Annotated in this window: 17 protein-coding genes; 7 read left to right on the plus strand and 10 right to left on the minus strand. The window is 43.1% G+C overall.

Annotated features, from left to right (window positions below; translation table 11 throughout):
• Positions 1-527: 527 nt before the first annotated feature.
• A complete protein-coding gene (locus JMX63_RS05185) occupies positions 528-1,487 on the minus strand; it encodes a bestrophin family protein (RefSeq protein WP_201571370.1) in 960 nt (319 codons plus the stop codon).
• Positions 1,488-2,169: 682 nt separating this feature from the next.
• Here JMX63_RS05185 and JMX63_RS05190 point away from each other — a divergent pair.
• Positions 2,170-3,669, plus strand: coding sequence for a SulP family inorganic anion transporter (locus tag JMX63_RS05190; RefSeq protein ID WP_201571371.1), 1,500 nt, complete (start codon positions 2,170-2,172; stop codon positions 3,667-3,669).
• Positions 3,670-3,924: 255 nt separating this feature from the next.
• On the opposite strand, the gene JMX63_RS05195 is transcribed toward JMX63_RS05190, so the two are convergent.
• The 7 genes from JMX63_RS05195 to JMX63_RS05225 all read right to left on the minus strand — a co-directional run bounded on the left by JMX63_RS05195 (position 3,925) and on the right by JMX63_RS05225 (position 12,973).
• Positions 3,925-4,233 carry an ArsR/SmtB family transcription factor gene (locus JMX63_RS05195; RefSeq protein WP_101204781.1) on the minus strand — a complete coding sequence of 103 codons (309 nt, stop codon included), beginning with the start codon at positions 4,231-4,233 and terminating at the stop codon, positions 3,925-3,927.
• 542 nt (positions 4,234-4,775) lie between these two features.
• Positions 4,776-5,306, minus strand: a complete 531-nt coding sequence (locus JMX63_RS05200) for a DUF2798 domain-containing protein (protein ID WP_201571372.1) — start codon at positions 5,304-5,306, stop codon at positions 4,776-4,778.
• 30 nt (positions 5,307-5,336) lie between these two features.
• On the minus strand, positions 5,337-6,131 hold the full coding sequence (locus tag JMX63_RS05205) for a siderophore-interacting protein (protein WP_201571373.1): 795 nt from the start codon (positions 6,129-6,131) through the stop codon (positions 5,337-5,339).
• Between the two features lie 16 nt (positions 6,132-6,147).
• Positions 6,148-6,591 (minus strand): MarR family winged helix-turn-helix transcriptional regulator, encoded by a 444-nt coding sequence (locus JMX63_RS05210; RefSeq protein WP_201571374.1) that lies wholly within the window; start codon positions 6,589-6,591, stop codon positions 6,148-6,150.
• A 400-nt stretch (positions 6,592-6,991) separates the two neighbouring features.
• A complete protein-coding gene (gene rpoD / locus JMX63_RS05215) occupies positions 6,992-8,914 on the minus strand; it encodes an RNA polymerase sigma factor RpoD (protein ID WP_101204784.1) in 1,923 nt (640 codons plus the stop codon).
• A gap of 530 nt (positions 8,915-9,444) precedes the next feature.
• Positions 9,445-11,652, minus strand: a complete 2,208-nt coding sequence (locus JMX63_RS05220) for a DNA primase (RefSeq protein ID WP_201571375.1) — start codon at positions 11,650-11,652, stop codon at positions 9,445-9,447.
• Between the two features lie 139 nt (positions 11,653-11,791).
• Entirely contained in the window at positions 11,792-12,973 is a 1,182-nt protein-coding gene (locus tag JMX63_RS05225; RefSeq protein ID WP_201571377.1) for an outer membrane protein assembly factor BamD, read from the minus strand.
• 757 nt (positions 12,974-13,730) lie between these two features.
• Between JMX63_RS05225 and JMX63_RS05230 the strand changes: the two genes are divergently transcribed.
• Together JMX63_RS05230 and JMX63_RS05235 are read left to right on the plus strand one after the other, a co-directional pair.
• Entirely contained in the window at positions 13,731-14,966 is a 1,236-nt protein-coding gene (locus tag JMX63_RS05230; RefSeq protein ID WP_227673245.1) for an RluA family pseudouridine synthase, read from the plus strand.
• 40 nt (positions 14,967-15,006) lie between these two features.
• Entirely contained in the window at positions 15,007-15,885 is an 879-nt protein-coding gene (locus JMX63_RS05235) for a polyphenol oxidase family protein (protein WP_201571379.1), read from the plus strand.
• A 225-nt stretch (positions 15,886-16,110) separates the two neighbouring features.
• On the opposite strand, the gene JMX63_RS14605 is transcribed toward JMX63_RS05235, so the two are convergent.
• Together JMX63_RS14605 and JMX63_RS14610 are read right to left on the minus strand one after the other, a co-directional pair.
• Entirely contained in the window at positions 16,111-16,713 is a 603-nt protein-coding gene (locus tag JMX63_RS14605; protein WP_265089092.1) for a YeeE/YedE thiosulfate transporter family protein, read from the minus strand.
• Complete coding sequence (locus JMX63_RS14610; RefSeq protein WP_265089093.1) at positions 16,707-17,363, minus strand: YeeE/YedE family protein; 657 nt, start codon at positions 17,361-17,363, stop codon at positions 16,707-16,709. The genes JMX63_RS14605 and JMX63_RS14610 overlap by 7 nt, the downstream gene beginning before the upstream one ends.
• A 733-nt stretch (positions 17,364-18,096) precedes the next feature.
• Between JMX63_RS14610 and JMX63_RS05245 the strand changes: the two genes are divergently transcribed.
• The 4 genes from JMX63_RS05245 (at position 18,097) to JMX63_RS05260 (ending at position 24,976) form a co-directional block, all read left to right on the plus strand.
• Positions 18,097-18,705, plus strand: a complete 609-nt coding sequence (locus JMX63_RS05245) for a flavodoxin family protein (protein ID WP_201571381.1) — start codon at positions 18,097-18,099, stop codon at positions 18,703-18,705.
• A 919-nt stretch (positions 18,706-19,624) separates the two neighbouring features.
• A complete protein-coding gene (locus tag JMX63_RS05250; RefSeq protein ID WP_201571383.1) occupies positions 19,625-21,343 on the plus strand; it encodes a xanthine dehydrogenase small subunit in 1,719 nt (572 codons plus the stop codon).
• 95 nt (positions 21,344-21,438) lie between these two features.
• Positions 21,439-24,012: a xanthine dehydrogenase molybdopterin binding subunit gene (gene xdhB / locus JMX63_RS05255; protein WP_201571384.1), complete on the plus strand. Its 2,574-nt coding sequence runs from the start codon at positions 21,439-21,441 to the stop codon at positions 24,010-24,012.
• Positions 24,005-24,976, plus strand: a complete 972-nt coding sequence (locus tag JMX63_RS05260; RefSeq protein ID WP_201571386.1) for an XdhC family protein — start codon at positions 24,005-24,007, stop codon at positions 24,974-24,976. The genes xdhB and JMX63_RS05260 overlap by 8 nt, the downstream gene beginning before the upstream one ends.
• Positions 24,977-25,077 lie beyond the last annotated feature (101 nt).

A 25,077-nucleotide genomic window follows, 5' to 3' on the forward strand; every position in this document is an offset into this window, starting at 1 on the left:
ACTTTAACTGATGGCTGATTGCTGGTTGGGTTATTTGCGTTGTTGTCGTTGTTGTCACTGTTGTCTTTTGAATCATCACTCATGATATGAGCCTCGCTTATATAGGTAAATAGGAAAAAGTTAATCAGTCATTAGCAGTAAATAAGTAAGTAACTAATATTAAGTCATTCGAAAATCGCTGCTTGCTATAGACATTTAGTTAGTTAGACATCTGCTCAAATCATGTCAAAAGCATAACGCCAGAAACTGAGACAGGCTCAGTGTAGACATTAGTGGCACTTAAATCAGTCAGGCTATAGTCGATTCAATTTAAAAGTAGTACAAGGCAACCGAGTGTAGATGTACATGTGATACTTCAAGCGAGGTTAACGCTGTCATACTTTTATAGTGGAATGGCTATATTAGGCAGAGAATATATGCACTGTTTATAGTGGTCTATGAGCGATTATTCAAGTGAAGTCTGTATTTAGTCTGTTCTATTAAGCAGTATAGGTGAATTAGCCTTTGTTAATGGCTGTTAATAAAAGCTACTGCAAATAGCCATTGATAGGAGTGATATCAGGTGGAATATCTGTCTCTCCCAATGCTTCTCGCAGGTTAATCTCGATAGTGCGTGACAAGGCAGTCAAAGGTAACTGGTTAGCGGCCAAACCAAAAGGCTCTTCTAACTCTTCACTAAGCGCATCCAGACCAAAAAAAGTATAAGCAATCACCGCACAAACCAACGGGGTTGCCCAACCGAGTGAAGCTACTAGACCAAAGGGCAACATAATGCAGTATAGATAGGTGGTGCGATGTACCAGCAGCATGTAAGCAAAGGGCAGTGGTGTGTTATGAATGCGCTCGCACGCTGCCAGTACAATTGTCATAGAGGTCAGGCGTTCATCCATATTTTGTATGACTTGTTCCGATACCAGTCCTTGACGCCGAATATCGCCAAGCTGTTTACCCATTAGGCGCATTATATAATCAGGTACGTTTTTCGCTTGGCGCATACGGTCATGATGCCTCGATGCGACAAAAGGCTCGATATCCGCCCAAGGTGGCGTACCACGCAATCGGTGGCGCACCGCATGGGCAAACGCAATGGTCAGATATACCATCGTTCGCTGAGTATCGTGTCCAGTCGCATTGTCATCCTCGCCATCATCTATGGCAGTCGCATCGTCATCATCTATAAAAGACAGCACTTGGCGCGTTAAGCTACGAGAGTCATATACCAGCTGACCCCACAGTCCGCGCGCTTCCCACCAACGCTGATAACTGGCATTGTTTCGAAACCCAAGAAACAACGATAAGGCAATCCCGAGCAAGGTAAACGTTGCCATACCATAATAAGGAAACGAGTCAGGCATCCAGTGCTGAATAATCGTGATGAGCGTACTAAGAATAGTAATCAGCAAAATTTGCGGATAAATTTTTGGAATGATTGATCCACGCAGAGTGAAAAATATCTTAAGGGCATTGGGTGTTTGCCGGACAATCATGTCAGTTTCCTAGCGATGGGGTACATGTAGACACTATTAAATGTCTCGTGTAATTCTAATACAGAATCAAGATCTGTAAAGCCCAAAAGACTATAAATTTATTCAAACTAAGAAGTAGGGTGGTCACTTAAGCTCGGTAATTGGGATAGCTAAAAAGTTAAATCCTCGGCGAAAAGGGCGATGTTTTTATTAATCTACTTTATGTATGTTAAAATGACGCCAAATATCACTTCTTAACTCTATAAAAGCTGTCACCACAAAGATGAATACGCCACCCTAGCCTAGCTGTACCCCTCCTCAGTAATGATTGCTTCCTATAGCAATTACTCTCATAAAGCGTCTAACGCTTTTTCTTGTGCGCACGCACTGCTTTAACGTTTGTATCACTATTCGATATATCTAGTGGATCATAAAGATTATCCCACTAAAAATATGTATGACGATAACTCGCTAACTATGATCGTTCACATCCTTATATTTATTACCTGATAAGCACTGGGCAATGTACCTAGATAGAGATATGCCTAGATAAAGATGCGTCAGACTTTTCATGTAAGCTAGTTTTTAACTACTTTTTAGATGCTTTCCAATTAGATGCTTTCCAATTAGATGCTTTCCTAAGTAACTATTAGATACTTCGTTTATTGACAGACTACAGCAGCTCCCCAAAACTGAGTTAAATATGTTAAATACAATTAAAGAACATTGGCTATCCAATGTGAGAGGCGATGTCTTGGCTGGCATGGTCGTCGCTTTGGCGCTTATCCCTGAAGCGATTGCGTTTTCTATCATTGCCGGTGTTGATCCCCAAGTAGGGCTTTATGCCTCATTTTGTATCGCGGTAGTGATTGCGTTTGTTGGCGGTCGTCCAGCGATGATTTCGGCGGCGACTGGTGCGATGGCGTTACTAATGGTGACGCTGGTCAAGGACTATGGCTTACAGTATTTGTTAGCAGCCAGTGTACTGACAGGTGTTATACAGATTATCTTTGGCTTCTTAAAGCTGGGGAATCTGATGAAATATGTGTCTCAATCCGTAGTGCTCGGCTTTATCAATGCCTTAGCTATTTTGATTTTTATGTCGCAGGTTCCTGAGCTGATGCCGCAGGCAGGTTCAAACCTAGTACATGTTTATGGTCTTGTGGCGCTAGGTCTCGTCGTTATCTATGGCTATCCATATATCCCAAAGATCGGTAAAGTGATTCCATCGCCATTGGTCAGTATTGTACTGGTCACGGCTATAGCCATCTTATTAGGTGCAGAGGCTCGAACCATCAATGATATGGGTCAGCTACCTGATACCCTGCCGATGTTTTTGATACCTGATATCCCGTTGAACTTAGATACGTTGATTATTATTTTTCCGTACTCTATCAGTTTGGCGATAGTGGGCTTACTTGAGTCTATGATGACCATGACAATCGTAGATGATTTAACTGATACCAAAGGCGACCGTACGCAAGAGTGCAAAGGTCAAGGTATTGCCAATGTGGTTAGTAGCTTTTTTGGCGGGATGGCAGGCTGTGCGATGATTGGGCAGTCGATCATCAACGTCAAATCAGGCGGCTATACACGTCTCTCTACCTTAGTGGCAGGCGTATTTTTATTATTGATGGTTGTGTTCTTAAGCGATTGGCTAAAGATTATTCCAATGGCCGCATTGGTCGCTGTGATGATTATGGTGTCTATCGATACTTTTAACTGGGGCTCTTTTAAAGAGCTAAAAACCAAGCCTCTGCAAAGTAATGTGGTCATGATTACGACCGTTGCTGTGGTGGTCGCAACGCATAACTTGGCCTATGGCGTATTGATTGGCGTGCTGCTGTCAGCACTGTTCTTTGCCAATAAGATTGAGCGCTATATGAGCGTGCATAGTCACATGGATGAAGCAGCGCAAACGCGTTATTATCGAGTTGACGGACAAGTATTTTTCTCATCAGCAGAGCGTATGATTGACTCCTTTGATATTAAAGAATCCGTCTCTAACGTGGTCATTGATGTGTCGCGCGCGCATTTTTGGGACGTGACAGCAGTCGCCGCCATAGATAAAGTGATTATTAAATTTCGCCGCGAAGGTACTGAGGTAGAGCTTATCGGTTTGAACGAGGCGAGCCAAGCGATGATAGATAATTTCGGTGTGCATGATAAGCCAGATGCTGAGCAAAGTTTAGGCGCGCATTAGTTTAGCTACGTATTAATAGTATTATACTGATAAGGATAAAAAAGCTGAGTATATCTCGGCTTTTTTTATGCGAATTAAAACCTGATTAGAAGATTATACTATTTATGAATAAATATTTTAAAAGGAAAAGGTAGCTAGCAGAGAAGAGGGTGCTAGTTTAGACGATGGTGTGATATTAAGATAATTAATCGTTATATTGAAATATCTAGATGTTCTATAGTGGAGCAAAGTGTTTCTAAAGATTATGAGAAATTTTTAAAGCTTTAACAGCTCTTTTTCAACTTCATTGAGAAATGCTTCGATGTTAGCTTCATGACGCTGATAAAACGTCCATTGTCCATGGCGTTCGGACGTAACCAATCCTGCTTTTTTTAACACACCCATATAGTTTGAAATGGTTGATTGCGACAATCCAGCTTTTTCTTGGATGTAGCTGACGCATACACCATCCAGATTAGCGTGCTCTGGTAATGACGCTGGAAAGTTCGACCTGTCCTTCAACCACTTTATGATTTGGCGACGCATGGGGTTGTTAAGTGCAGATATTATGTTTTCTGTATTCATAAAATGTGTGATATCGATACCTAGTTAATAATCAACAACTGTCAGAGTGGAACATTAGGTTTTTAGTTTACTCATTATAAGTATAAACACTAAAGCGGTGTAGATTCTATTTACCGCCAATGTGCCAACCATATACAAATAAACGGCTACTAGTAGGATACTGCTTATAACTAGCGTTTATATTCTGACTATACGTTTCTATAACAGTAGAGTATACAGCCAAAACTAGCTTAATTATGACAGTTGTACTGTCTAGTCATCGGAATATTGTCGAATAGTAACAATATATTATGGGCAAGAAAAGTCTGTTTCAAACCGTATTTAACACTAACGTTGTTACGACTGACTTATTAAATACACGTTAGTTCTTTGCCAAACCAGCAGTAAAATAGTATTAGAAAGCTTCTGACATGACAAGGGCGTGTTGAATATTCAACACGCCCTTAATGCTTTATGTTCTTAAATTTTATTAAACTTTTTTATTAATCTGGTTAGCGTCGCGGCAGAGTGCCAAAAAATCTAATAAACATAGTCTTGATACTTTAGCTTTTTAGAAATGCCTCAATTTTTGGTTTAATAGTCATATAAACGATGACCATTAACGTCAATCCTACTGGTAATGCAACTAGAAACCCTTCTAACCAACCGTTCAAAAATGCTGTTTGATTGGCAAAACCAATCGTCTTTGAGGCAGTACTAAAGGCCAACATAGACTCCATTATGCAAGCCATCAACACGCCTGTAATGAGATTGCGCTTGTACGCTTTGGTATTAGGTAGCTTGTGATTAATAAATTTTGTGACCAGACCCATCAGTAAAAAGCCAATCGGCATGATCGCATACGCTGCAAGTAGCGCTCTAGACCAGTCTATAAAAAATGTATCGGAATATCCGACATTCATATAGGTCATCACACCTGTTAAGAGACCACCTATGACAGTCATTAAGGCAAGTATTAATAACACTTTGTAGAGCAATGGTGTTTTTTTAGTGCCATCATTCTTAGCGCCACCACTTTTAGAGCCATCAATGAGCAGGGTCTCGGTATTTGACGGCATAGTATTTGGAGCCATAGTCATTTTCCTATCATAAAGAGCAATTACTTAGTCGGTGTTTTTTTCTGCTTGTCGATCGCTTACAGACTGGTCTTCTGCAACACCTGCTTTCCAGTAAGAAAAGGCATATAGTTCATCTTTAGACCACTGTTGCTCGACCTTTAGGTAATGACGTAGGGCTTTGACAGATGAGAATTCGCTAGCGATATAAGCAAAACGGCTCTGTTCTACAGTTGGTAATGTGAGAGATTTTACTGTGTCGATTAATTGACTGCCTTGTGTTGGATCTGGGTTATGTAACCATGTCATGTTGATGTTGGCTGCTGTCGGTAATTCTTGCTCATCTTCTGTACCGTGCACTTCGATGATGCATTGACCAGTCGCACTGGCAGGCAAGCTTTCTAATATCGAGCCGAGCACTGGTATCGCTGTGGCATCGCCAATCAGTAGAAAATTATCTGCATCGGGACAAAGCGCTTTGGTTTTAGGCTTCATTAAGATACCGATCTCGTCGCCAACCTCAGCATGAGTAGCCCAACCTGAAGCAGGCGCCTTGTCACCATGAGCGACAAAATCAATCCAAATCTGTTGTTTTGCCACATCGGAGCCGCGGTGAGTATAAGTGCGAACAACGAATGTAGTATTGTCATTTAGGTCAATTGGCTGAGCTTTATCGACAGGAATAAGTACTTTATTGTTTGCACCAACTGTCATAGTCGCGATATTGGCAATAGTATCTGCTTGGCCTGTGAGGTATATACGGATGTAGTGCGGAGTAATCATTTGCTTGTGAGCCACGGTCATGATTTCGCGTACTGGTTTTTGATTTATGGTGTTATTCATACGGATCTGTCCTTACTTATTTATCGGTAGTCTTGCTGCTGCCAACGTTGTCTATCATGGTGCGACTGACACGGAAAAATAACGCAAGCTCTACGAGGCTTAAATCTTTCGTTAATTGCTGCCTTGTCCATTCTTCTGCTGCATCAAGCTTTGTCATAACTTCTTCGCCTTTAGAGGTCAGCTGTAGTAATTGGCTGCGACCATCAAGCGGGTTATCTGTCTTCAAGATTAGCTCAGCCGCCAAAAGGTCATTTAAGGCGCGGGTGATTTGCGCTTTGTCTCGCTGCATGTGTTTAGAGATAGATAGCGCAGTGCTATTTGGGTTATAACAAACGCCTTTTAAGGTTCTGATATTGGTCACGGACAACTCCACACCTTGCTGGCGAATGCCTTCTAGTAATAGATTGGTATAGGTATGCATCAATTGATGTAGTGTTTCGCTCAATGAATTATTAGACATAAAAACTCTTTGATATAGTTGATAGAAGCAACTATATAGAATAAGGTTGATAGTGTCAACTATAAAGTGGTTTTTGAAAGAGTGTGTCTATCTATAATTTGATAATTTTGAATAAGAGAAGATAGTAGAAGGTAAAGTAAATAGGGGTGTATATTGAACGAGGAGCTCTCGGATTAAAGGGATTTATGACTAGGAAACTTGGTAATTAAGGATCTTTATAATTAAACAGCTTTGCAATTAAAAAAATTGCAATTAATAAACACAGTGATTAATAAGCACATTGATTAATAAATTCTATAACTAAAAAAGCAGGCACAAAAAAAGCTGAGATATACTCAGCTTTTTTATTTTTAACGATTATCAAAAGCCTATTAGCTAGGCTCAGTATTTCTCTTCGAGTTTAGTCGTTTTCAAGGAAAGAGCGCAAGTGCTCAGAGCGTGATGGATGACGCAATTTACGCAATGCTTTTGCCTCGATCTGACGAATACGCTCACGCGTTACATCGAACTGTTTACCGACTTCTTCCAAAGTATGATCCGTTGGCATATCGATACCGAAACGCATTTTTAGGACACGCGCTTCACGTTCAGTCAGGTTACCCAATACATCACGCGTCGCTTCTTGCAGACCAGCAGCAGTCGCATCATCAACAGGGCTTGAAATCGTACCATCTTCGATAAAATCACCTAGGTGCGAATCTTCATCATCACCGATAGGGGTTTCCATAGAGATAGGCTCTTTAGCAATTTTCAGCACTTTACGGACTTTAACTTCGTCCATCTCTAAGCGTTCGCCTAATTCCTCAGGTGTTGGCTCGCGGCCCATTTCTTGTAGCAATTGACGTGAGACACGGTTTATCTTGTTGATCGTCTCAATCATATGCACAGGAATACGAATGGTGCGCGCTTGGTCAGCGATCGAGCGAGTAATCGCCTGACGAATCCACCAAGTAGCATAGGTCGAGAACTTATAACCACGGCGATATTCAAACTTATCAACGGCTTTCATCAGACCGATATTACCTTCTTGGATAAGATCCAAGAACTGTAGGCCACGGTTGGTATATTTTTTGGCGATAGAGATAACCAAACGTAGGTTAGCTTCAACCATTTCTTTTTTCGCGCGGCGCGCTTTTGCTTCACCAACAGCCATACGACGTGCCACATCTTTCATGTCGTGGATTTTCATGTCGAGCTGCTGCTCGTAATCACGAATACGACGTTGAAGTAAAATGACGTCATCAGTGACTTTTTCTAGCGTACCAGCAAATGCAGGCTTACCTTTGATACGTTCAATCAACCAATCAACATTGGTTTCATTGCTAGGGAAGGTCTTACGGAACTCTTCGCGCGGCATACGACCACGGCGAATCACCAAACGCATGATTTGACGCTCTTGCTTACGCACGTCGTCGTAGACGTCATGCATGATAGCCATGACTTGGTCTGACAAGCGATTGTTTAGCTTTAGCATCATAAAGCGTTCAGCAAGTAGGGCATACGCGGTATCAGCCTGTACGCTACCACGGCCATAATCAAGCAATGCTTGCTTGGCTTTGATAAATAGATGCTCGATCTCTTCTAGGCGTAAACGAACTTCTTCTGGATCAAGACCGCTGGTTTCTTCTTCAGCTTCGTCTTCAACGTCATCTTCATCTTCGTCGTCATTATCAAGCGCGGCTGCTTTCGCATTGACCTTAGCTTTGATAACCGGTGGGTTTTCTTTTTCTTCTTTGATGCGTTCACGCTCTTCTTTCGCCGCTTCCTTTGCTTCTTGGGCTGCGATTTTGTCTTCTTCGGTCTCAGGGTCTAAGAAACCAGTGATGACGTCAGATAGCTTTTTTTCGCCGTCTTGGACTTTTTGATACTCGTCAAGGACAAACTGTACGGTACCAGGCCAGTAAGACATGGCATGCTGTACATCACGAATACCTTCTTCGATACGCTTAGCAATGGCAATCTCACCTTCGCGAGTTAGTAGGTCAACCGTACCCATTTCACGCATATACATACGTACAGGATCAGTGGTACGACCAGGCTCAGTTTCAACAGAGGCGAGTACTGCCGCTGCCTCATCTGCTGCCATATCATCATCACTTGAATCATCGTTCATCAAGATGTCATCGGCATCAGGAGCTGATTCAAAGATTTTGATACCGACATCGGTCAGCATTTGCACAATGTCTTCGATCTGATCGCTTTCGGTAATAGAGTCGGGCAGCTGGTCATTCACCTCAGCGTAGGTAAGATACCCTTGCTCTTTGCCCATTTGGATTAAGGTGGCCAGTTGAGATGTGGACTTAGAAACTGACTTATCGTTCATAAATACTCGCTTACTTGCATCGGACATTTTTATATTGTGACTCGCTATCGCTCGCTCTTTGCGTTGATCTTATCAATCGATTGATCAAAATATGGCGTAGAGGTTGTCAATAATATCAAAAATGAGTTGATATGAATAAAGGCTCAAAACACTACAATAACAATGCTGATAAACAGCTAAAAATTAGAAAAGCTAAAAAGACTTCAATACAGTACCTAAAAAAATATAGTACTTAAAATTTAATACTCAAAAATAGTATCTAAAAGCTAATACGTAAAAATAATACCTAAAATTTGTGCTTAACGATGCATGCTCACAATCATTCACCAAGCAGTGCTGTCAATATACAGCGACACAGTTTAACACAGACCACAGTCGTCAAGCACGAGCTAGTGATAGCTACCGACCATTTTTTACTGATTATTTGCCATCAGCTAAATGATTTAGGAGCGACTCATGCTACTGGGCATAATCATTAGTAGTGGGGGCAACTGCTAGACTTTTAAAGGGTCAACATTTGAAATTAAACATTAAGACTGCACAGTGACCATCTGTGCCGATTGCTCTGCCTGCTGTGCGCGTAGCCAATCATTTAATAATTGGGTTTGTTTACGGACGATCGCAAGCTTAATATGATCAGGGTTCTGTATCAGCTCTTGTATTTTTTTCTTCATATTACGCTCAAGCAGCTGGCTGACTAGCTCTTCGATTAGGCCATCAAGCCCCAGAATATTACGTGCAGTTAGCGCTTTATAGAAGCCGCCCCAATTACGGCTGAGCATGTCTTGGGTCGCAGGCTTTACGTTCGATAAGATAAAATGCGCCGCTGCATTGACATCTTTTGGTAGGTAATTAAGACAGCGCTTGATAGTGCTTACGATGTCTAGCAGGGCAGCATCTTGCAAGTCTTCCCAAGCAAGAGGACGCAGGGTATCAGGTGATGCTTTTTGTTTGATATGAGCAGGTAGGTGTAAGCCATTAATCCCTGACTGTTGCCAAATCGACTCAATAGGGTCGTCGATTAACGCGCGCGGCTGAAACAAAAAGCAAAGCTGCAATTGCTGACTGATGGTCATATCACCATCAAAATCTAGCAGCGCATCTTTGGCCTCGACATTCTGACTGCGCCTGCCGCCAAGCTTTTGATAAACGTCATTGTTGAGCAAATAGCGAAAGCTACTGCCTTTGGGTAACGCAGTCGTCAGCGAGCGTACTTGAGACATAAGCTTGGCTTTGCCTTCAGCCAGACTCATGTCATAACGCTCACTCAAGTATGCAAAAATATACTGTGATAGCGGCATGGCATTAGCGATTTGCTCACGCATGGCATCGCTGCCCTGACTCTTAATAAAAGTATCAGGATCATGATTGTTAGGCAGGGTTAAAAACCGCAACTCTTTATCATCGGCCAATACAGGCAGCGCAACTTCAAGTGTACGCCAAGCGGCTTTTTGGCCTGCGCTATCTCCATCAAAGCTCAAAGTAAGCGTTGGATTGAGTGTCAGTAGACGTGATATTTGGCTTTCATTAATCGCTGTACCCATCGAGGCGATTGCCCCATAGATACCTGCTTGATAAAGAGCGATCACATCCATATAGCCTTCGACCACTAGCCAGCTATCTGCGCGCTGCTGACGTGATTCATAATAGCCGTATAGTACATGCTGCTTATGAAAGACGGGTGAGTCTGAGGAGTTGATATATTTAGGCTTTACTTCGTCATCAAGCGCTCGACCGCCGAAACCAATAGTGCGGCCTTGGTTATCACGAATTGGGAAGATGACTCGGTCTCGCAATAGATCGTAGTCGCGGCCAGACTCTGACTGACGTACCAATCCTAAGGCTTTTAGTCCTTCAATATCCTGCGGAAATTGATGCTCAAGATGCTGCCAACCAAATGGCGCATAGCCAAGACCAAAGGTCTCAAAGATGTCTTCAGTGAGTCCGCGCGATAAAAAGTAGTGCTTGGCATGGGGGTGCGTGATCAGATTGTGCTGATAGAACTGCTGGATTTGCTCTAGCAGCTCATATAGGTTGCCATCTTTATCATCGCTTTGCTCAATGCCATGAGCGTCCTGCATACCAGCGCCAGTATCCGTATCTGTCAGCCATGCTGGTGGATAGCCACTGTCATCTGCATGGTTTGGCGTATACGGCTCTGAGGAATACGAGTCCATCGAGTAGGAGGCTGAATCATACGCCTCTAATGGTGGAAAGTTCTCATAGCCCTGATTGTCATCATAACTGGGCTGATCGATGTAATTTTGGTCACTTTGGACGACATTATTTTGATGACTGTCTTGATAAATGCCTTGATGATTGTCTTTATTTGTACCGTCTTGGCTTACTTTGCTATGTTCTACAGTTGGGCTAGGCACATTGCGAACTGGTGGCGGTGCAATAGGTTTGGGTGCGCGACGTTGATAACTAACGTTTTGCTGTTCTTCTTTCGGTACTTCAATGCCTGTTTGCTTTGATAGTTCATTAACAGCTTCAATAAATGTCAAATTTTCATAATCACGCAAAAAACTGATGGCATTGCCACCGACGCTACAGCCAAAGCAGTGATAGATGTTTTTTTGTGGATTGACATAAAAGGAAGGCGATTTTTCACCATGAAAAGGGCAGCAGCCTTTATATTCACTACCAGCCCGTTTAAGCGTGGTGTGTTTGCCAATGATGCTGATCAGGTCAGCTTGGCTATTTAGTTGTTCAAGAATATGGTTAGGAATGCTCATACAAAAAACAGTTTACCATAGGTCGATTATGTTGGGGCAGAGGTAATAAGGTGCTGCTAGAAAAATAAGGCCAACATAATGTTGACCTTATTATCAATGAATACAGACTGTGTTAGTTAGGCTAAAAGACTTAACGTAATCAATTATTATCCATATCATTCACACTGTCGTCATTTAGTGTAGTGCGACGTGTCGGATTGGTATTTAGTGGATCGACGTTGGCTTCTCTTGCAGTTGAGCCAGTACTTGATTGGCTGGTCACGCGCTCAGCTGACGCTTCAGGCAGACCTAAGCCTACGCTAATACCATTACGCGCAGCAGCATTATTGGCGACTGAAGTATTGGCAGGCGTCGTGTTAGTCCCTGCTAGTCTCAACTGGGCTGCATTACGAATCATTTGTGTCTTGGTGGCGCCGTTATACTCGCCAGACGCGACTGATTTGTCAGTCGTGTTCGAACGACCAAGCTTGCCAAAGGTAATCTTATTGAGCCAAGTACGGTCACGTTTGGTGCTTAATTTTACACTACCGTTGCTGGTCAGCATTTCTGGGTAATTGATCTGCAATAGCGTTTTGTACTCATTCGCCAAATCGGTTAGACCAAGTTTTTCATGGCTATAAGCTAGTACCGCAAGAGCATCTGGCGTTGACTCACTAAGCGGGTAATACTGGAATACCCATTTGGCACGGTTAACCGCTGCTACATAAGCTTCACGCTCGATATACCAGTTGGCTGCGCTCATTTCGCTCTCAGCAAACTGATTGTAGATAAACGTCATACGTTGAGCGGCATCTGGTGCATACGGGCTGTTTGGATATTTATTGATAAGCTCTTGGAAGTTGGCAAAGGCAATACGCAAATACGCAGTATCACGCTCAGCTTGGTTCAGCTTAAAGAGCTTTAGGCTCTCAGATGAACCTTCCATATTGGCAACGCCGCGCACATAGTAGGCGTAGCTGACTTGTGGGTTAGATGGGTAGAGACGGATAAACTGCTCAGCACTTGCTGCTGCCATTTCATACTTATCGCCTTCGTATTGTGCATACATCATGTCCAGCAAGGCTTGCTCAGCGTACTGTCCGGTTGGGTAGAATGTGCGCAGATTGGTCAGCTCTTCGATACCTTGGATATAGTGACCTTTGTCAATCTGATTGACGGCCTCGTTATAATACCCTTGCTCTGATTTTTCAGCTGTTTCTACTGCCTCGCCATCTTTGGCGCCAGTTAGATTTTTGAAAGTCTGGCAACCTACCAGATTGACGCTAAGCGCCAGTAGGGTTATTGAGGACAGTTTGATAAACGTATTGCCAACAGCTTGCATACTTCTTCTCCGACACAAGACGCATAATAGCAGCGGCGCTATCATGCTATATAAAAGGTTAGTGATAAAAAACGATGCTAAATAGTCAGCGATCCACCAGCAAAATTTTTTTATCGAATGCAGTTTTTGTTATGACCTATTGTACTGATAGATTGGGTTTGATGCATAGCGCTTGTATAGTAAGCCAGTCATAGACCACATGCATTTAGCCATAATCAAACGGTTTAAATGGCAAACATGATCAACAAAACTCAATGCTATTTTCAAACTGTATCTAAGTACGGCATTCGCATACAGTGCCATAGCATACAGCAAAACATGGCTATACTTTATAGAATAACATTTGCTACGTCTATTTTTTCGCCATCTATATTGTATAGGCAGTTTAACATGAGCGGCTGTCACGAGCGATATCGAATGTCGCTAGCATGAGTAAATATACAGTAAATTACAGCAATGTCATGTTCTAGAGAGTTAAGCGAGACGTCTTACAGCCTAAAAGCATGCTCAAAAATTAACAGATAGCATGCAGCTTCTATAGGGCTTATGCGTGCGACATGATACACTAGAGCGGTATAGTCTTCGCTTTTTTGTACCTTAAAGGTGGTTATCTGCCATTTATAGGCAAAGACCATAATAAAAAAACGACAATTTTTTATACTGCTATTTATAATACTATCTTCGAAGTCACCTCACAAAACACTGTCAGGGACTTTGCCATGTATCAATGTATCAATCCGCTATGAATAATGATGCCATGACTACCAATTTATCACCGAATCAATCGCTAGATACTGATTCATCAGCACAAGAGTCACCAATGCCAAATGATGTTTTGAACAATAATGAGCTACCTGATAATCAACCAATGATGAGTGATCAAGTGCATGATGATGCGCTTGATAATGAAGGGTTGCTCATCGATGATGGTAATGATCTGAACGATAGCGACATTGATGATAATGATATTGATGACAGCGACATGGACGGTGACGACGATGAAGCCCCAGTAGCGGGTCAAGCTGTACCAGTGATTGTAGATATGACGCATGTGGTCACAGAAGATCAAGCTGGTCTGCGTATTGATAAGGTCGCATCACAAGCGTTTTCAGACTTTTCGCGTGTACAACTTCAGAACTGGATTACTGACGGCAGTCTGCTTTATAACGGCAGTGTTCAAAAACCGAAAGTCCGTGTCAAAGCAGATGACGTATTGCATCTATCAACGACGTTACAGCAGCATGGCGAAGACCAACCAGAAAACATAGATATCGATGTTGTCTATGAAGATGATGACGTATTGGTAATCAATAAACCTGTCGGTATGGTGGTTCATCCAGGCGCGGGTAATCAAAACGGCACCTTGGTCAATTCATTGCTATATCATTATCCTCAGCAGCATCATTTACCGCGTGCAGGTCTCGTACACCGTATTGATAAAGACACCTCTGGATTGCTATTGATTGGCAAAACCAAACCTGCTCAGATGGCACTGATGGAACAACTAAAAGACAAGTCTGTTTATCGTCACTATAAATGTGTCGTAGCAGGGGACCAAGCAAGCTTATCTCGTCATCGTCGTATCGATGCGCCGATTGGCCGACATCGCAATCAGCGTACTAAAATGACGGTGATGACCGCTGGCCGCGAAGCGGTAACGCATCTACTAAATGTCACACCATTGAACGAAAACTACTGTCTACTAGATGTGGGGCTTGAGACTGGACGTACGCATCAAATTCGTGTGCATCTAAGTCATATTACTTATCCATTAGTCGGTGATCGTGTCTATGGTGGACGTCGTCAGTTGCGCTCTGGATTGACAGAGGCTCAGCGCCAAGCTATCAATAATTTCCCGCGCCAAGCATTGCATGCCTATACGTTAGGATTTGTGCATCCGACGACAGGTGAAGACATTGAAGTAACGACGCCACTACCTGAAGACATGCAAAAACTCATGGCAGTACTAAGCGACGGTTATTATGAAGAGTAAACGCTAACGTTTACTAGATGAGAGGTGAGAGCGAGCAGCCATGACGAACACGTTCCCGATGACAATGATTGCGCAAATTGATGATGTGGCTGTTTTTCAGACGGCTGCTTTTGTGTATGATGATATTGATGATTCTGCTGCTAAAAACCAGCGTACAGGGTATGAGGGTCAGTCAAATTACGGCGAGCTAAATCTAGGTCTGCATGTCAATGATAATGCACTACAAGTATTAGATAACCGCATGAGTCTATTGGCTGCTATCAATGAGCAACTGACAGATAAGTCTGCACAAAATGAGCAGCATGAGGCTATTAATCGCTTGCATTGGGTCAGTCAGGTTCATGGTAAACATATTCATGATGTCGATGCTACTACACTGAATATGGCGCCAATGTCTGCTGATGCGATGGTCAGTCAACAAAATGGTCGCGGTCTGGCAATCATGACGGCAGATTGTGTGCCTATCGTGTTATATCAACCTACCAGTGGCAAAATCGCAGCGATTCATGCAGGCTGGCAAGGATTGGCCTGCGGTGTGATACAAGAAACTGTTAATCGCTTTACCGATTCAGGCCCTATACAAGCTTGGATAGGCGTTTGTATCAGTCAGGAAAACTATGAAGTAAATACAGACGTTCGCGATAAACTATTATCTGGGTGTATAGCTAACCAGACTTTATCACAGGCACATATCGATAACTTTGTGTCGCTATTTTCTATATCGTCTTATGATGACAAGATAAAGTTGGATTTACCGAAGCTTGCTGCCATGCAGTTAGAAGCTGCTGGTGCTACAGTTGTGAACGACTCGCCTGTTGACTGTAGTTACGCTGATACTCACTATTACTCTTATCGCCGCCAGACTCATATGCAGCAATCTGCAACGGGTCGGATGGCACTGGTCATCGTTCGTCGTTAGCAGCTTTATAGTCAGCGAACTACTAAACCGCTACGGTGTTACCCTCCCTAGATGTACAATCTACGGTCGGCTGCCTTGTAGCTGTTTTAGATTTCTTTGACTATATAATAATGAATAGTAGAAACAAAGTGATAAACAAATAAAAAACAGCAGATTATTCTGCTGTTTTTTATTTGAATGCTACATTTGTATTAATACAAGGTCTGTATTGGTACAAAATCTGTATTAACAAACAGAGTCGCTAGATTTTGGTACTGATAAGCCAAATAGAGGACGTAAATACAGTGCCAAGAACGTACCTGCCATTGCCAGTATGCCCCAGATATAACCATGTAAGCTAAAAGAAGCGATACCACCGAAGTAAGCGCCGATATTACAACCGAACGCGAGACGTGCACCGTACCCCATCATCAATCCGCCAATGACTGACGCTGCAAAGTTACCTGCAGTAATCTTAGTAAACTTAAACAAGCCACCCGCAGCAGAGGCGATAAACGCGCCAATGATAATGCCGATATTCAATACAGTGGTCGAATCTGCAAAGATAGAAGCTTCAAGAGCCGCTGCATTAGCCCCTTGCCAATAGCCCCAGCTAGCCACATCCATGCCAAAGCCGCTTGCAATTTTAGAGCCCCACAATGTAAATGCTGACGTAATGCCCCACGGTTGACCACGTGTAAGTAATGTCAGACCGTTAAGTAAAGCCAGAACGATTGCGGCAGCAAAAAGCGGCCAAGAACCACGAAAGATTCGTTTCCAACCAGACTCAGAAGGTACGGGCGCCATCTTTGGTGCGTTTCTTTTTTTCTCAACGACTAACGTCACCATGCGATAATGCCGAATATGGCCAGCGACACCAGCCATGCACCTGTATAACCAAGACCTGTAGAGGTTGCCAAAGAGAAAGGCGCATAAGCGGGCATCTCTTCTGTCCAGAATGGCAAGTGATAAGCACCAATCGTGGCGCCCACTATGAAGAAAATAAAGGTGATGAACATAACAGAGCGTCCACCGCCTACCGCATAGAGCGTACCAGAGGCACAGCCGCCACCAAGTTGCATGCCGATACCAAATACAAATGCACCTACGACTAGACTGACCCCTAATGGCGCGACATAACCTGCGACAGGACCGCCAAATAGCGTCGTGCCATAAGCAAGGATTGGCGCAAATAGCGTGACAGCAACTGCCAACATCAGCATGTGTGAACGCATCGCCTGACCGTTACCCACTGCCATCATACGTCTAAAAGCAGAGGTAAAACCAAAGCGAGCATGAAAAAGGGTATAGCCTAACAAAAGACCTATGCCAAGCAAGAGTGATTGAGAGATATGTTGAGTGGCTAGTAGGTATGCAAGCACAATCAATCCTACGATGCCACCACCCATAATTAAGGGTTTTTGTGGTGCATTTAGGGCCATATCATCTCTGACGATAGGATCTTTTGTGTCGTTTACAGGTTGAACGAGAGTAGTCAAGGTAATAGCTTCCTTATCCGATGATGTTATCAGATATCATTTTTATAAGAATTTATATGAGTATAGTTGCGCAGGTTTGCAGAATTGGAAACTGTACGGCTGTTAATTCGATTGATTTGGTTTAGCAGTAAGAAGCGCTACATCATAATCCTATTGTTATCAATGTAAATACGAAGTGGTTAGAAAAAGTAGAATTAGTATATGATGATATGGAATAAATAAACCGCTGTGTATATGACCTTATATCAATAGTTATCTATAGTGCTGATAATTATAGGTTTATTAGGTATCAGGAATTTGTTTGTGTCACATTATCAGTTAACGCGACTGACCCATTTATACAAAATATATTAAAAGTATATGTGATCTGATTAGCCAGACTTTAATAAATAACTTAAAAACAAAAATACGTCTGATACAATGGGCTTGAATTCAATGAAGGTCGTCGCATATATACTGGTATGTATACGCTGACGTATAGAGACTATGTAATTAAAGACAGTGCAGTTAAAGACTATGCGATTGCTCTATCATTATTGATGTTTTTACCAGTTAAATTGACTCAAAGAAACGTTGCTCGGCTCGATTTTATTGTATCGCCTGAAAGCTTAAGAGCTTGAGCTATCGATAAGCATTTATTGTGAAAGTGAGGCCACTAACTATCGACTGTGGCTAAGTATCCAATATTTTATAAGTTTCATTATTCAACCAATTATTTATTATTAGAGTACGTATGAATACACCTGCTAACACCTCTACATCTACTGATAACGCGCCTAATGTCTCAATCGCTGTTATCTTCCATAGTAATTATGGTCATACCAAGCGTGTCGCTGAGGCGATAGTACAAGGTGCGCATCAGCAGTTGCCAGAAGCGCAAGCCAAGGCTGTCGATGTGTATGATGTTGATTGGGATTATTTAGATCAGGCAGATTTGCTGGTTTTCGGCAGCGCAGTGTATATGGGCAGTGTGACGGCTGAATTTAAGACTTTTATGGATGAGACATCTAAGCGTTGGTATCATCGTAAATGGGAAGGTAAGTGGGCAGCAGCGTTTGCCAATTCAGGCGGCCTGAGTGGTGATAAACTTGCTGTATTGCAGCAGATTTCTCTATATGCGATGCAACATGGTATGAATTGGATTGGTCTGCCATTGATGCCGACAGGTCATGAGGCTCACGACTTAAACCGTCTGTCTAGCTTTTTGGGACTAATGACTCAGTCGCTTGATGGGCCACCTGAAGAGACACCAGGTTCGGGCGATATTGATACTGCTATTTGGTTTGGAGATCATCTAGCCAAAACGATTATTAAGCATCAACCAGCTGATGCTAAGCTCTAAAAAAAGCTAGAACCGACAGAGCAATTAAATAAAAAAGCAGACATTATTGATGTCTGCTTTTTTTTGTGCCAATTTTTATTGAGCGATAAGTTCTATTAAGTGCTAGGCTTTTTATGGAGCAACAAGCTTAGTAGGGGCGGGCTTCACGGGGATAGGACTGTCAACGAATTGAAACGATTGACAACCTCCTAACAGCATCGTTGCTATTAGCAAATAGGTAAAGGCAAATGACTTCATAGTAATATCTCAAAAACGATTTTAGCCCAACGATATGTCACGATTACTTATCATTAGAAGTCACAACAGTGAAGAGTCAGGCTTATTTGCAGACATTATATATAAAAATCAGCTGCTGATAGCAGTTTAAAGGCGATATATGTATTCGGTACTGTTTTTACGCAGGCTATCTCGCTGTTTATAGTATGGCTTATCTAACGCTCAGCTTTATTATTCACTATGTATAAAATTAGAAATATTTATAAAAACAGTGTCTGGTTTTGAGTGGCTGAGTAATGAATAAAATCTACAAACCGTATAGATATTCCCTTAGATTTAAGTTATTCACCAATTATTTGCCAACTGTTCGATAGTATCTATAGGCATTTTAACGGGTTGTGTTATAAATAAGAATAGTGATAATATGTTGAAAGCTGACCAAATAGTCAAGTATCCTATAGTACGAGTTTTCTAACAAAATTGTTCGATGCTTGCTGATATTTGCAACCGATTTACCTGATATAAAAAGTGCGCTGTGCTGATTTTTTTATCTCTTAAGAATGTATTAGCAAATAAAACAGAATAACCGTACTTAAAAGGTTGCAGCATGATGTAAACCAAGTGCTTACGTTCAGCATTTAAGCCGTCAAACTCCTTAAGCCTTATGCTTATGTTCATTATTTTATTTTAGCCGAGTCTTGCTATGATTAGTTTTTACTTAAATGGGAAACGCCACGAGCTAACCCAGCTTAACCCTAATACGACGGTGCTTGAGTATCTACGATTGCATGAAGGCCAGACGGATACGAAGGAAGGCTGTGGTAGTGGTGATTGCGGTGCCTGTACTGTGATGGTTCAGCGCCTGCCTAACGCTAGCCAGCCAGCGCTTAATGATGAAAATGGCGACGAAAAAAATGCTACGCCACCGTTCTATACGATCAACTCCTGCATTACGCTAGTGTCGCTCATGGATGGTCATCATCTGATGACGGCTTCTTATTTGGCAGATAATCCTGAGCATCATCCAGAACGTGCTCTGCTGCATCCAGCGCAGCAAGCGATGGTTGAATGTCACGGGTCGCAGTGCGGTTTTTGCACGCCTGGGTTTGTGATGTCGCTGGCTTGTGTTTACGAAAACAATCGTATGCAGACAAGTCAAGAAGCAGCAAGTCAGAAGGATACCAAGCAATTAAGTTACGATGAAGTGGTTGCTTCAATATCTGGCAACCTATGTCGCTGTACAGGCTATCGACCGATTATCGAGGCAGGCCTATTGATGAGCGATATCGGTCAGCAGAGAGAGGCGGAGCATTCAGCGGTGAAAGACCTGACGATCAGTCTAGCAACAGATGCTATGGCAAGTACAAAAGAGTCGATAGTCTCTGAACATGTGCCAGCTGAAACTAAATTAAACAATGCAGAGTCGAAAGCGATTGCCCCTGCAATCAGTGATGCTGGGCGACAGTTATATATGCCCAAGTCACTAGATGAGCTTAATCAAGTATTAGTGGCCTATCCGCAGGCTACGATTTGGGCAGGTGGTACGGATTTAGGATTGAGCGTAACGCAGCACTTAGTCGATCATGAGGTGATTATCCAGCTTTCAGCTGTCGAGGCACTAAAGTCATGGTCATTACTTGACGCAAAGTCTGACTCAAGCAATGAAGAGTCGGATAACGAGCAAGCTTCTAACCAATCACTAGTATTAGGTGCTGGCATGAGCTATCAGCAGATGTTGCCTGTGCTTGAGCAGTATTTTCCAAGTTTTGCGCAAGTATTTGAGCGTATTGCTTCTCCGCAAATTCGTAATATGGGCACCATCGGCGGCAATATAGCCAACGCATCGCCGATTGGTGACTTGCCACCGATTTTATTAGCATTAGATGCGTCAATTCAGCTGCGTTATTGTGCGCCTAATCGTAAAGAATCAGGTGAAAATTTAGATAATAGCGATTCGATTTATACGGATGAAATCATACTGTTATCAGAATTTTTCTTAGATTATAAAAAGACCAAACTGCAAGCAGGCAGTTACGTAGTTGCTATCCATATTCCTCTGATGCATGACAATCAGCACTTATTTATTCATAAAATTAGCAAACGCTATGAAGATGATATTTCTGCGTGTTTACTAGCGGCGCGAATTGATGTGTCGGCAGATGGTATGAAGATAGAGAATGCTAAGATTGGACTTGGTGGCATGGCTGCCATACCGTTATTAGCCACAACCTGTCAGCAAGCGCTCATTGGGCAAGCTGCTGAAGTTGCGAGTTTTGAGCAAGCAGCACAAGTCTTGTCTGCAGACGTTACGCCTATGACTGATGTTAGAGCTAGCCGTGAATATCGCTCACATGTGGTACAGCGTCTACTGGTGAAGTGCGGTAAGCAATTGGTAGCAGGTAGACAGACCGAGACTGCTTAATTAGCAGAGTTGTTGTTTGGTAATACCGCCTTATCGTTATATTTGCCAAGAACAAAAGAGCATTAATTAAAGCGTCCTAATAAAAGAGATCCGCCATGAGCCATCATTCGTCCTTATTTGACAGTTATAGTATCCGCCGCGTGCGTCCGCCAAAAAACAAAATTGGCACCTCGGCTAAGCATGATAGTGCGATTAGCCATGTCATGGGGACGGCGACTTATGTGGATGATATTGCAAAACCGCAAGGCACGCTACATCTAGCAGTAGGTAAAAGCAGCCACGCTCACGCACGTGTATTAAGTATGGATTTGAGCGCTGTCAGAGATGCGGATGGGGTGGTAGATGTCTTAAGTTTTAAAGACTTACCGGCGCAGACCGATATCGGTGCGGTGTTCGACGGCGAGCCATTGATGGTGGATGACATCACAGAGTATGTTGGTCAGACACTGTTTGTAGTGGTGGCTACCAGTCATCGCGCTGCCAAAAAAGCGGCTACTAAGGCAGTGGTAGAATATGAGCCATTGCCAGCGGTACTTAGTATAGATAAAGCGTTAGAGCAAGAGTTATTTGTGCGTCCGAGTCATTTTATGAAGCGTGGTGACGCGGCGACTGCACTTGATAACTCACCGATTCGCATTGAAGGTCATATTCATATGCGCGGGCAAGAGCACTTTTATCTCGAAGGCCAAGTATCTTATGTCGTGCCTTGTGACGATGGTGGGCTAGAAGTATACACGTCGTCACAGCATCCAAGCGAAGTACAGCAGTTGGTCGCCGAAGTGACGGATTTGCCATTTCATGCGGTAAATACAGTCGTACGCCGTATGGGTGGCGGGTTTGGTGGTAAAGAAACGCAAGCCGCTGCATGGGCATGTCTGTGCGGTATCATCGCCAAACGCCATAATGTCCCTGTCAGTATGCGTCTAGATCGCCAAGATGACATGGTGGTGACGGGTAAGCGTCATGAGTTTGCCAACCGTTACGAAGTTGGTTTAGACGAGTCTGGTCGTATATTGGGCGTCGATATGCAACTGGCTGGTTTGTGTGGTTACGCGCCAGATTTGTCTGATGCCATCGTTGATAGAGCGATGTTCCATTGTGATAACGCCTATTATTACCCAGCTGCTCATGTGGCAGGGCATCGCTGCAAAACGCATACGGTATCCAATACTGCCTATCGAGGATTTGGTGGTCCGCAAGGTCTGATGACTGCTGAATATATGATGGATCATATTGCCTATACGCTGGGGCAAGATCCATTGCAAGTGCGTTTGGCAAACTTATATCAAGATGGTCAAAGTACCCATTACGGTCAGACGATTGAGCATTTTGATTTAGCGACCATCATGACCAAACTGGCAACCGATTGCGATTATGACAATCGTCGTCAGCAAATCCTAGAAGCAAACCAAAAAGCTGCCGCTGAAAGCAGTGATAAACGCTTAGGGCTTGCTCTAACGCCAGTAAAATTCGGTATTTCATTTACGGTGCAAACACTAAATCAGGCAGGTGCATTGGTACATATTTATACTGATGGCAGTATCCACCTCAATCATGGTGGTACGGAGATGGGGCAGGGTTTATATATTAAAATTGCCCAGATTGTTGCCAATGAATTTGATGTTGATCTGGACACGGTTAAGGTGTCAGCGACACGTACGGATAAAGTGCCTAATACATCACCAACAGCTGCGTCATCAGGTACCGATATTAATGGTAAGGCAGCACAGAACGCTTGTCTAAGCATTAAAGCTCGCATACTTGAATTTGCCGCTGAGCATTTCGACGTAGCGCAAGAAGACATACGTTTTGAAAAGAACCATGTCTATATTGGCGATAAAGAAACACTGACTTTTGCTGAAATGATTCAACTGTCGTACCAGAACCGTATCAGCTTGTCGTCTACTGGCTACTATAAAACGCCTAAGATATTTTATGATCGCTCTAAAGCATGGGGACGTCCGTTCTTCTACTTTGCCTTAGGCGCTGCCTGCGCTGAGGTTGAGATTGATACGTTGACAGGTGAGTACAAAGTACTACGCTGTGATGTGCTGCATGATGCAGGACAATCGATCAACCCTGCCATTGACATTGGTCAGATTGAAGGGGGTTTTGTGCAAGGTATGGGTTGGCTCACGGCAGAAGAGCTGATCTGGAATGATAAAGGTAAGCTCGCATCTGATAGTCCTGCTAATTATAAAATCCCAACCGCGCATGACTTGCCTAAGCAGTGGAATGTCAAATTGTACGATCGCAAAAACGAAGAACAAACGATTTATAACTCTAAAGCCGTTGGCGAGCCGCCGTTTATGTTGGCAGCCAGTGTTTGGTGTGCCCTCAATAATGCGGTCGCGAGCCTTGGTGATTATAAAAAGAATCCAGAGCTGACCATGCCTGCGACGCCAGAAGCGGTCTTAAAAGCAGTGATGCGCATGCAAGGCACGTCGTGGGATTTAACAACTAAAGCAGATACAGATACGGTTGATAGTTTAGTAAAAGGCGCAGAAGAGAACAGTGACCTTTACAATGAAAAAGCAATGCCACAAGACGTACGTCATGCCAAAGACATCGATCCAAAAGAAGTTAAAGGGAAACAAACTGATGACCAGCCTAATGCGATAGAGCATCCAAATGTAGCAGGGGCAAGAGGTCCTGCACACAGTGAATGAGTCGCTAGCACCGCCAGTCGTCTGGTATGAAGGTCTAGCGCGATATCAGCAGCGCGGCATCGCTCATGTGTTAGCGACAGTCGTGGCTGTAAATGGATCTGCTCCTCGAGCGCTACAGGCAAAGATGATCGTCGCGCAGGACAGTATCGTAGATACGCTAGGCGGCGGCGGTCTAGAACATGACGTTATCAATACGGCACGGCAGCTATTGAATGGTGAAATAGCGGCAACGGTATCAAAAGAAGTCAAACCAAAAGTTTCTGCAATTGATAATGATAGTACGTCAGCACCTTCTAAAGCGGTGCGCCGTGATTCTGTCTATACTAAGCATTATCCGCTAGGTGCGAAATTGGCACAGTGTTGCGGTGGTAGCGTCACCGTTATGTTCGAATGCTTCAATGTAACGCCACCGATGTCAGTACTAGTGTTAGGTGCAGGACATGTGGCATCAGCGCTAATGACCATACTCGCTGAGCTACCTTGTCAGGTAGATTGGGTGGACAGTCGCCCAGAGATGTTTAAGCGTTACTTATTTGATGAATCTACTACTAATCAATCCACACTTTATAACTTACCAGCGCATATCCGTCCGCATATCGATGATGAGCCTGTAGATTTTGTGCGCCCATTTATCGAGCAGGGTGGTCAGCGTTTTATTCTGGTTATGACTCATGACCATAGTGTTGATTTTGAGTTAGTACGGGCGGCATTAGATACTATTTCTGACACTAGCTCACCTCATGATAAACGCTCAGATATTTCAGCACCTTACATAGGCTGCATTGCCTCGGCAACCAAAGCCAAGCGTTTTAGAGATCGTTTGATTCAGCGTGGCTACAGTGAGCAACTGGTCAATCAGTTGGTCATGCCAATTGGATTGCAAATTGGCGGAAAAGAGCCGATGGCAGTGGCAGTTGCTATCGTGGCACAACTGTTGCAGCAGTATCATCAGGCTACTCCTTGAACGGTTCACTCCATATAACTTTTATACTTTTTATCAAATTATTAAAGCGCTCAGTACTATTTATCAAAACGCTCAGGACTACCAAGCCATTGTGAGATCTA

Source organism: Psychrobacter nivimaris, from assembly GCF_904846365.1.
Taxonomy (GTDB): Bacteria; Pseudomonadota; Gammaproteobacteria; order Pseudomonadales; family Moraxellaceae; genus Psychrobacter; species Psychrobacter nivimaris_B.

Excerpts from the sequence above, each read along its gene's own strand:
- JMX63_RS05185 (WP_201571370.1), bottom strand. The coding sequence starts at position 1,487 with ATGATTGTCCGGCAAACACCCAATGCCCTTAAGATATTTTTCACTCTG.
- JMX63_RS05190 (WP_201571371.1), top strand. The coding sequence starts at position 2,170 with ATGTTAAATACAATTAAAGAACATTGGCTATCCAATGTGAGAGGCGAT.
- JMX63_RS05195 (WP_101204781.1), bottom strand. The coding sequence starts at position 4,233 with ATGAATACAGAAAACATAATATCTGCACTTAACAACCCCATGCGTCGC.
- JMX63_RS05200 (WP_201571372.1), bottom strand. The coding sequence starts at position 5,306 with ATGGCTCCAAATACTATGCCGTCAAATACCGAGACCCTGCTCATTGAT.
- JMX63_RS05205 (WP_201571373.1), bottom strand. The coding sequence starts at position 6,131 with ATGAATAACACCATAAATCAAAAACCAGTACGCGAAATCATGACCGTG.
- JMX63_RS05210 (WP_201571374.1), bottom strand. The coding sequence starts at position 6,591 with ATGTCTAATAATTCATTGAGCGAAACACTACATCAATTGATGCATACC.
- rpoD (WP_101204784.1), bottom strand. The coding sequence starts at position 8,914 with ATGAACGATAAGTCAGTTTCTAAGTCCACATCTCAACTGGCCACCTTA.
- JMX63_RS05220 (WP_201571375.1), bottom strand. The coding sequence starts at position 11,652 with ATGAGCATTCCTAACCATATTCTTGAACAACTAAATAGCCAAGCTGAC.
- JMX63_RS05225 (WP_201571377.1), bottom strand. The coding sequence starts at position 12,973 with ATGCAAGCTGTTGGCAATACGTTTATCAAACTGTCCTCAATAACCCTA.
- JMX63_RS05230 (WP_227673245.1), top strand. The coding sequence starts at position 13,731 with ATGACTACCAATTTATCACCGAATCAATCGCTAGATACTGATTCATCA.
- JMX63_RS05235 (WP_201571379.1), top strand. The coding sequence starts at position 15,007 with ATGACGAACACGTTCCCGATGACAATGATTGCGCAAATTGATGATGTG.
- JMX63_RS14605 (WP_265089092.1), bottom strand. The coding sequence starts at position 16,713 with ATGGTGACGTTAGTCGTTGAGAAAAAAAGAAACGCACCAAAGATGGCG.
- JMX63_RS05245 (WP_201571381.1), top strand. The coding sequence starts at position 18,097 with ATGAATACACCTGCTAACACCTCTACATCTACTGATAACGCGCCTAAT.
- JMX63_RS05250 (WP_201571383.1), top strand. The coding sequence starts at position 19,625 with ATGATTAGTTTTTACTTAAATGGGAAACGCCACGAGCTAACCCAGCTT.
- xdhB (WP_201571384.1), top strand. The coding sequence starts at position 21,439 with ATGAGCCATCATTCGTCCTTATTTGACAGTTATAGTATCCGCCGCGTG.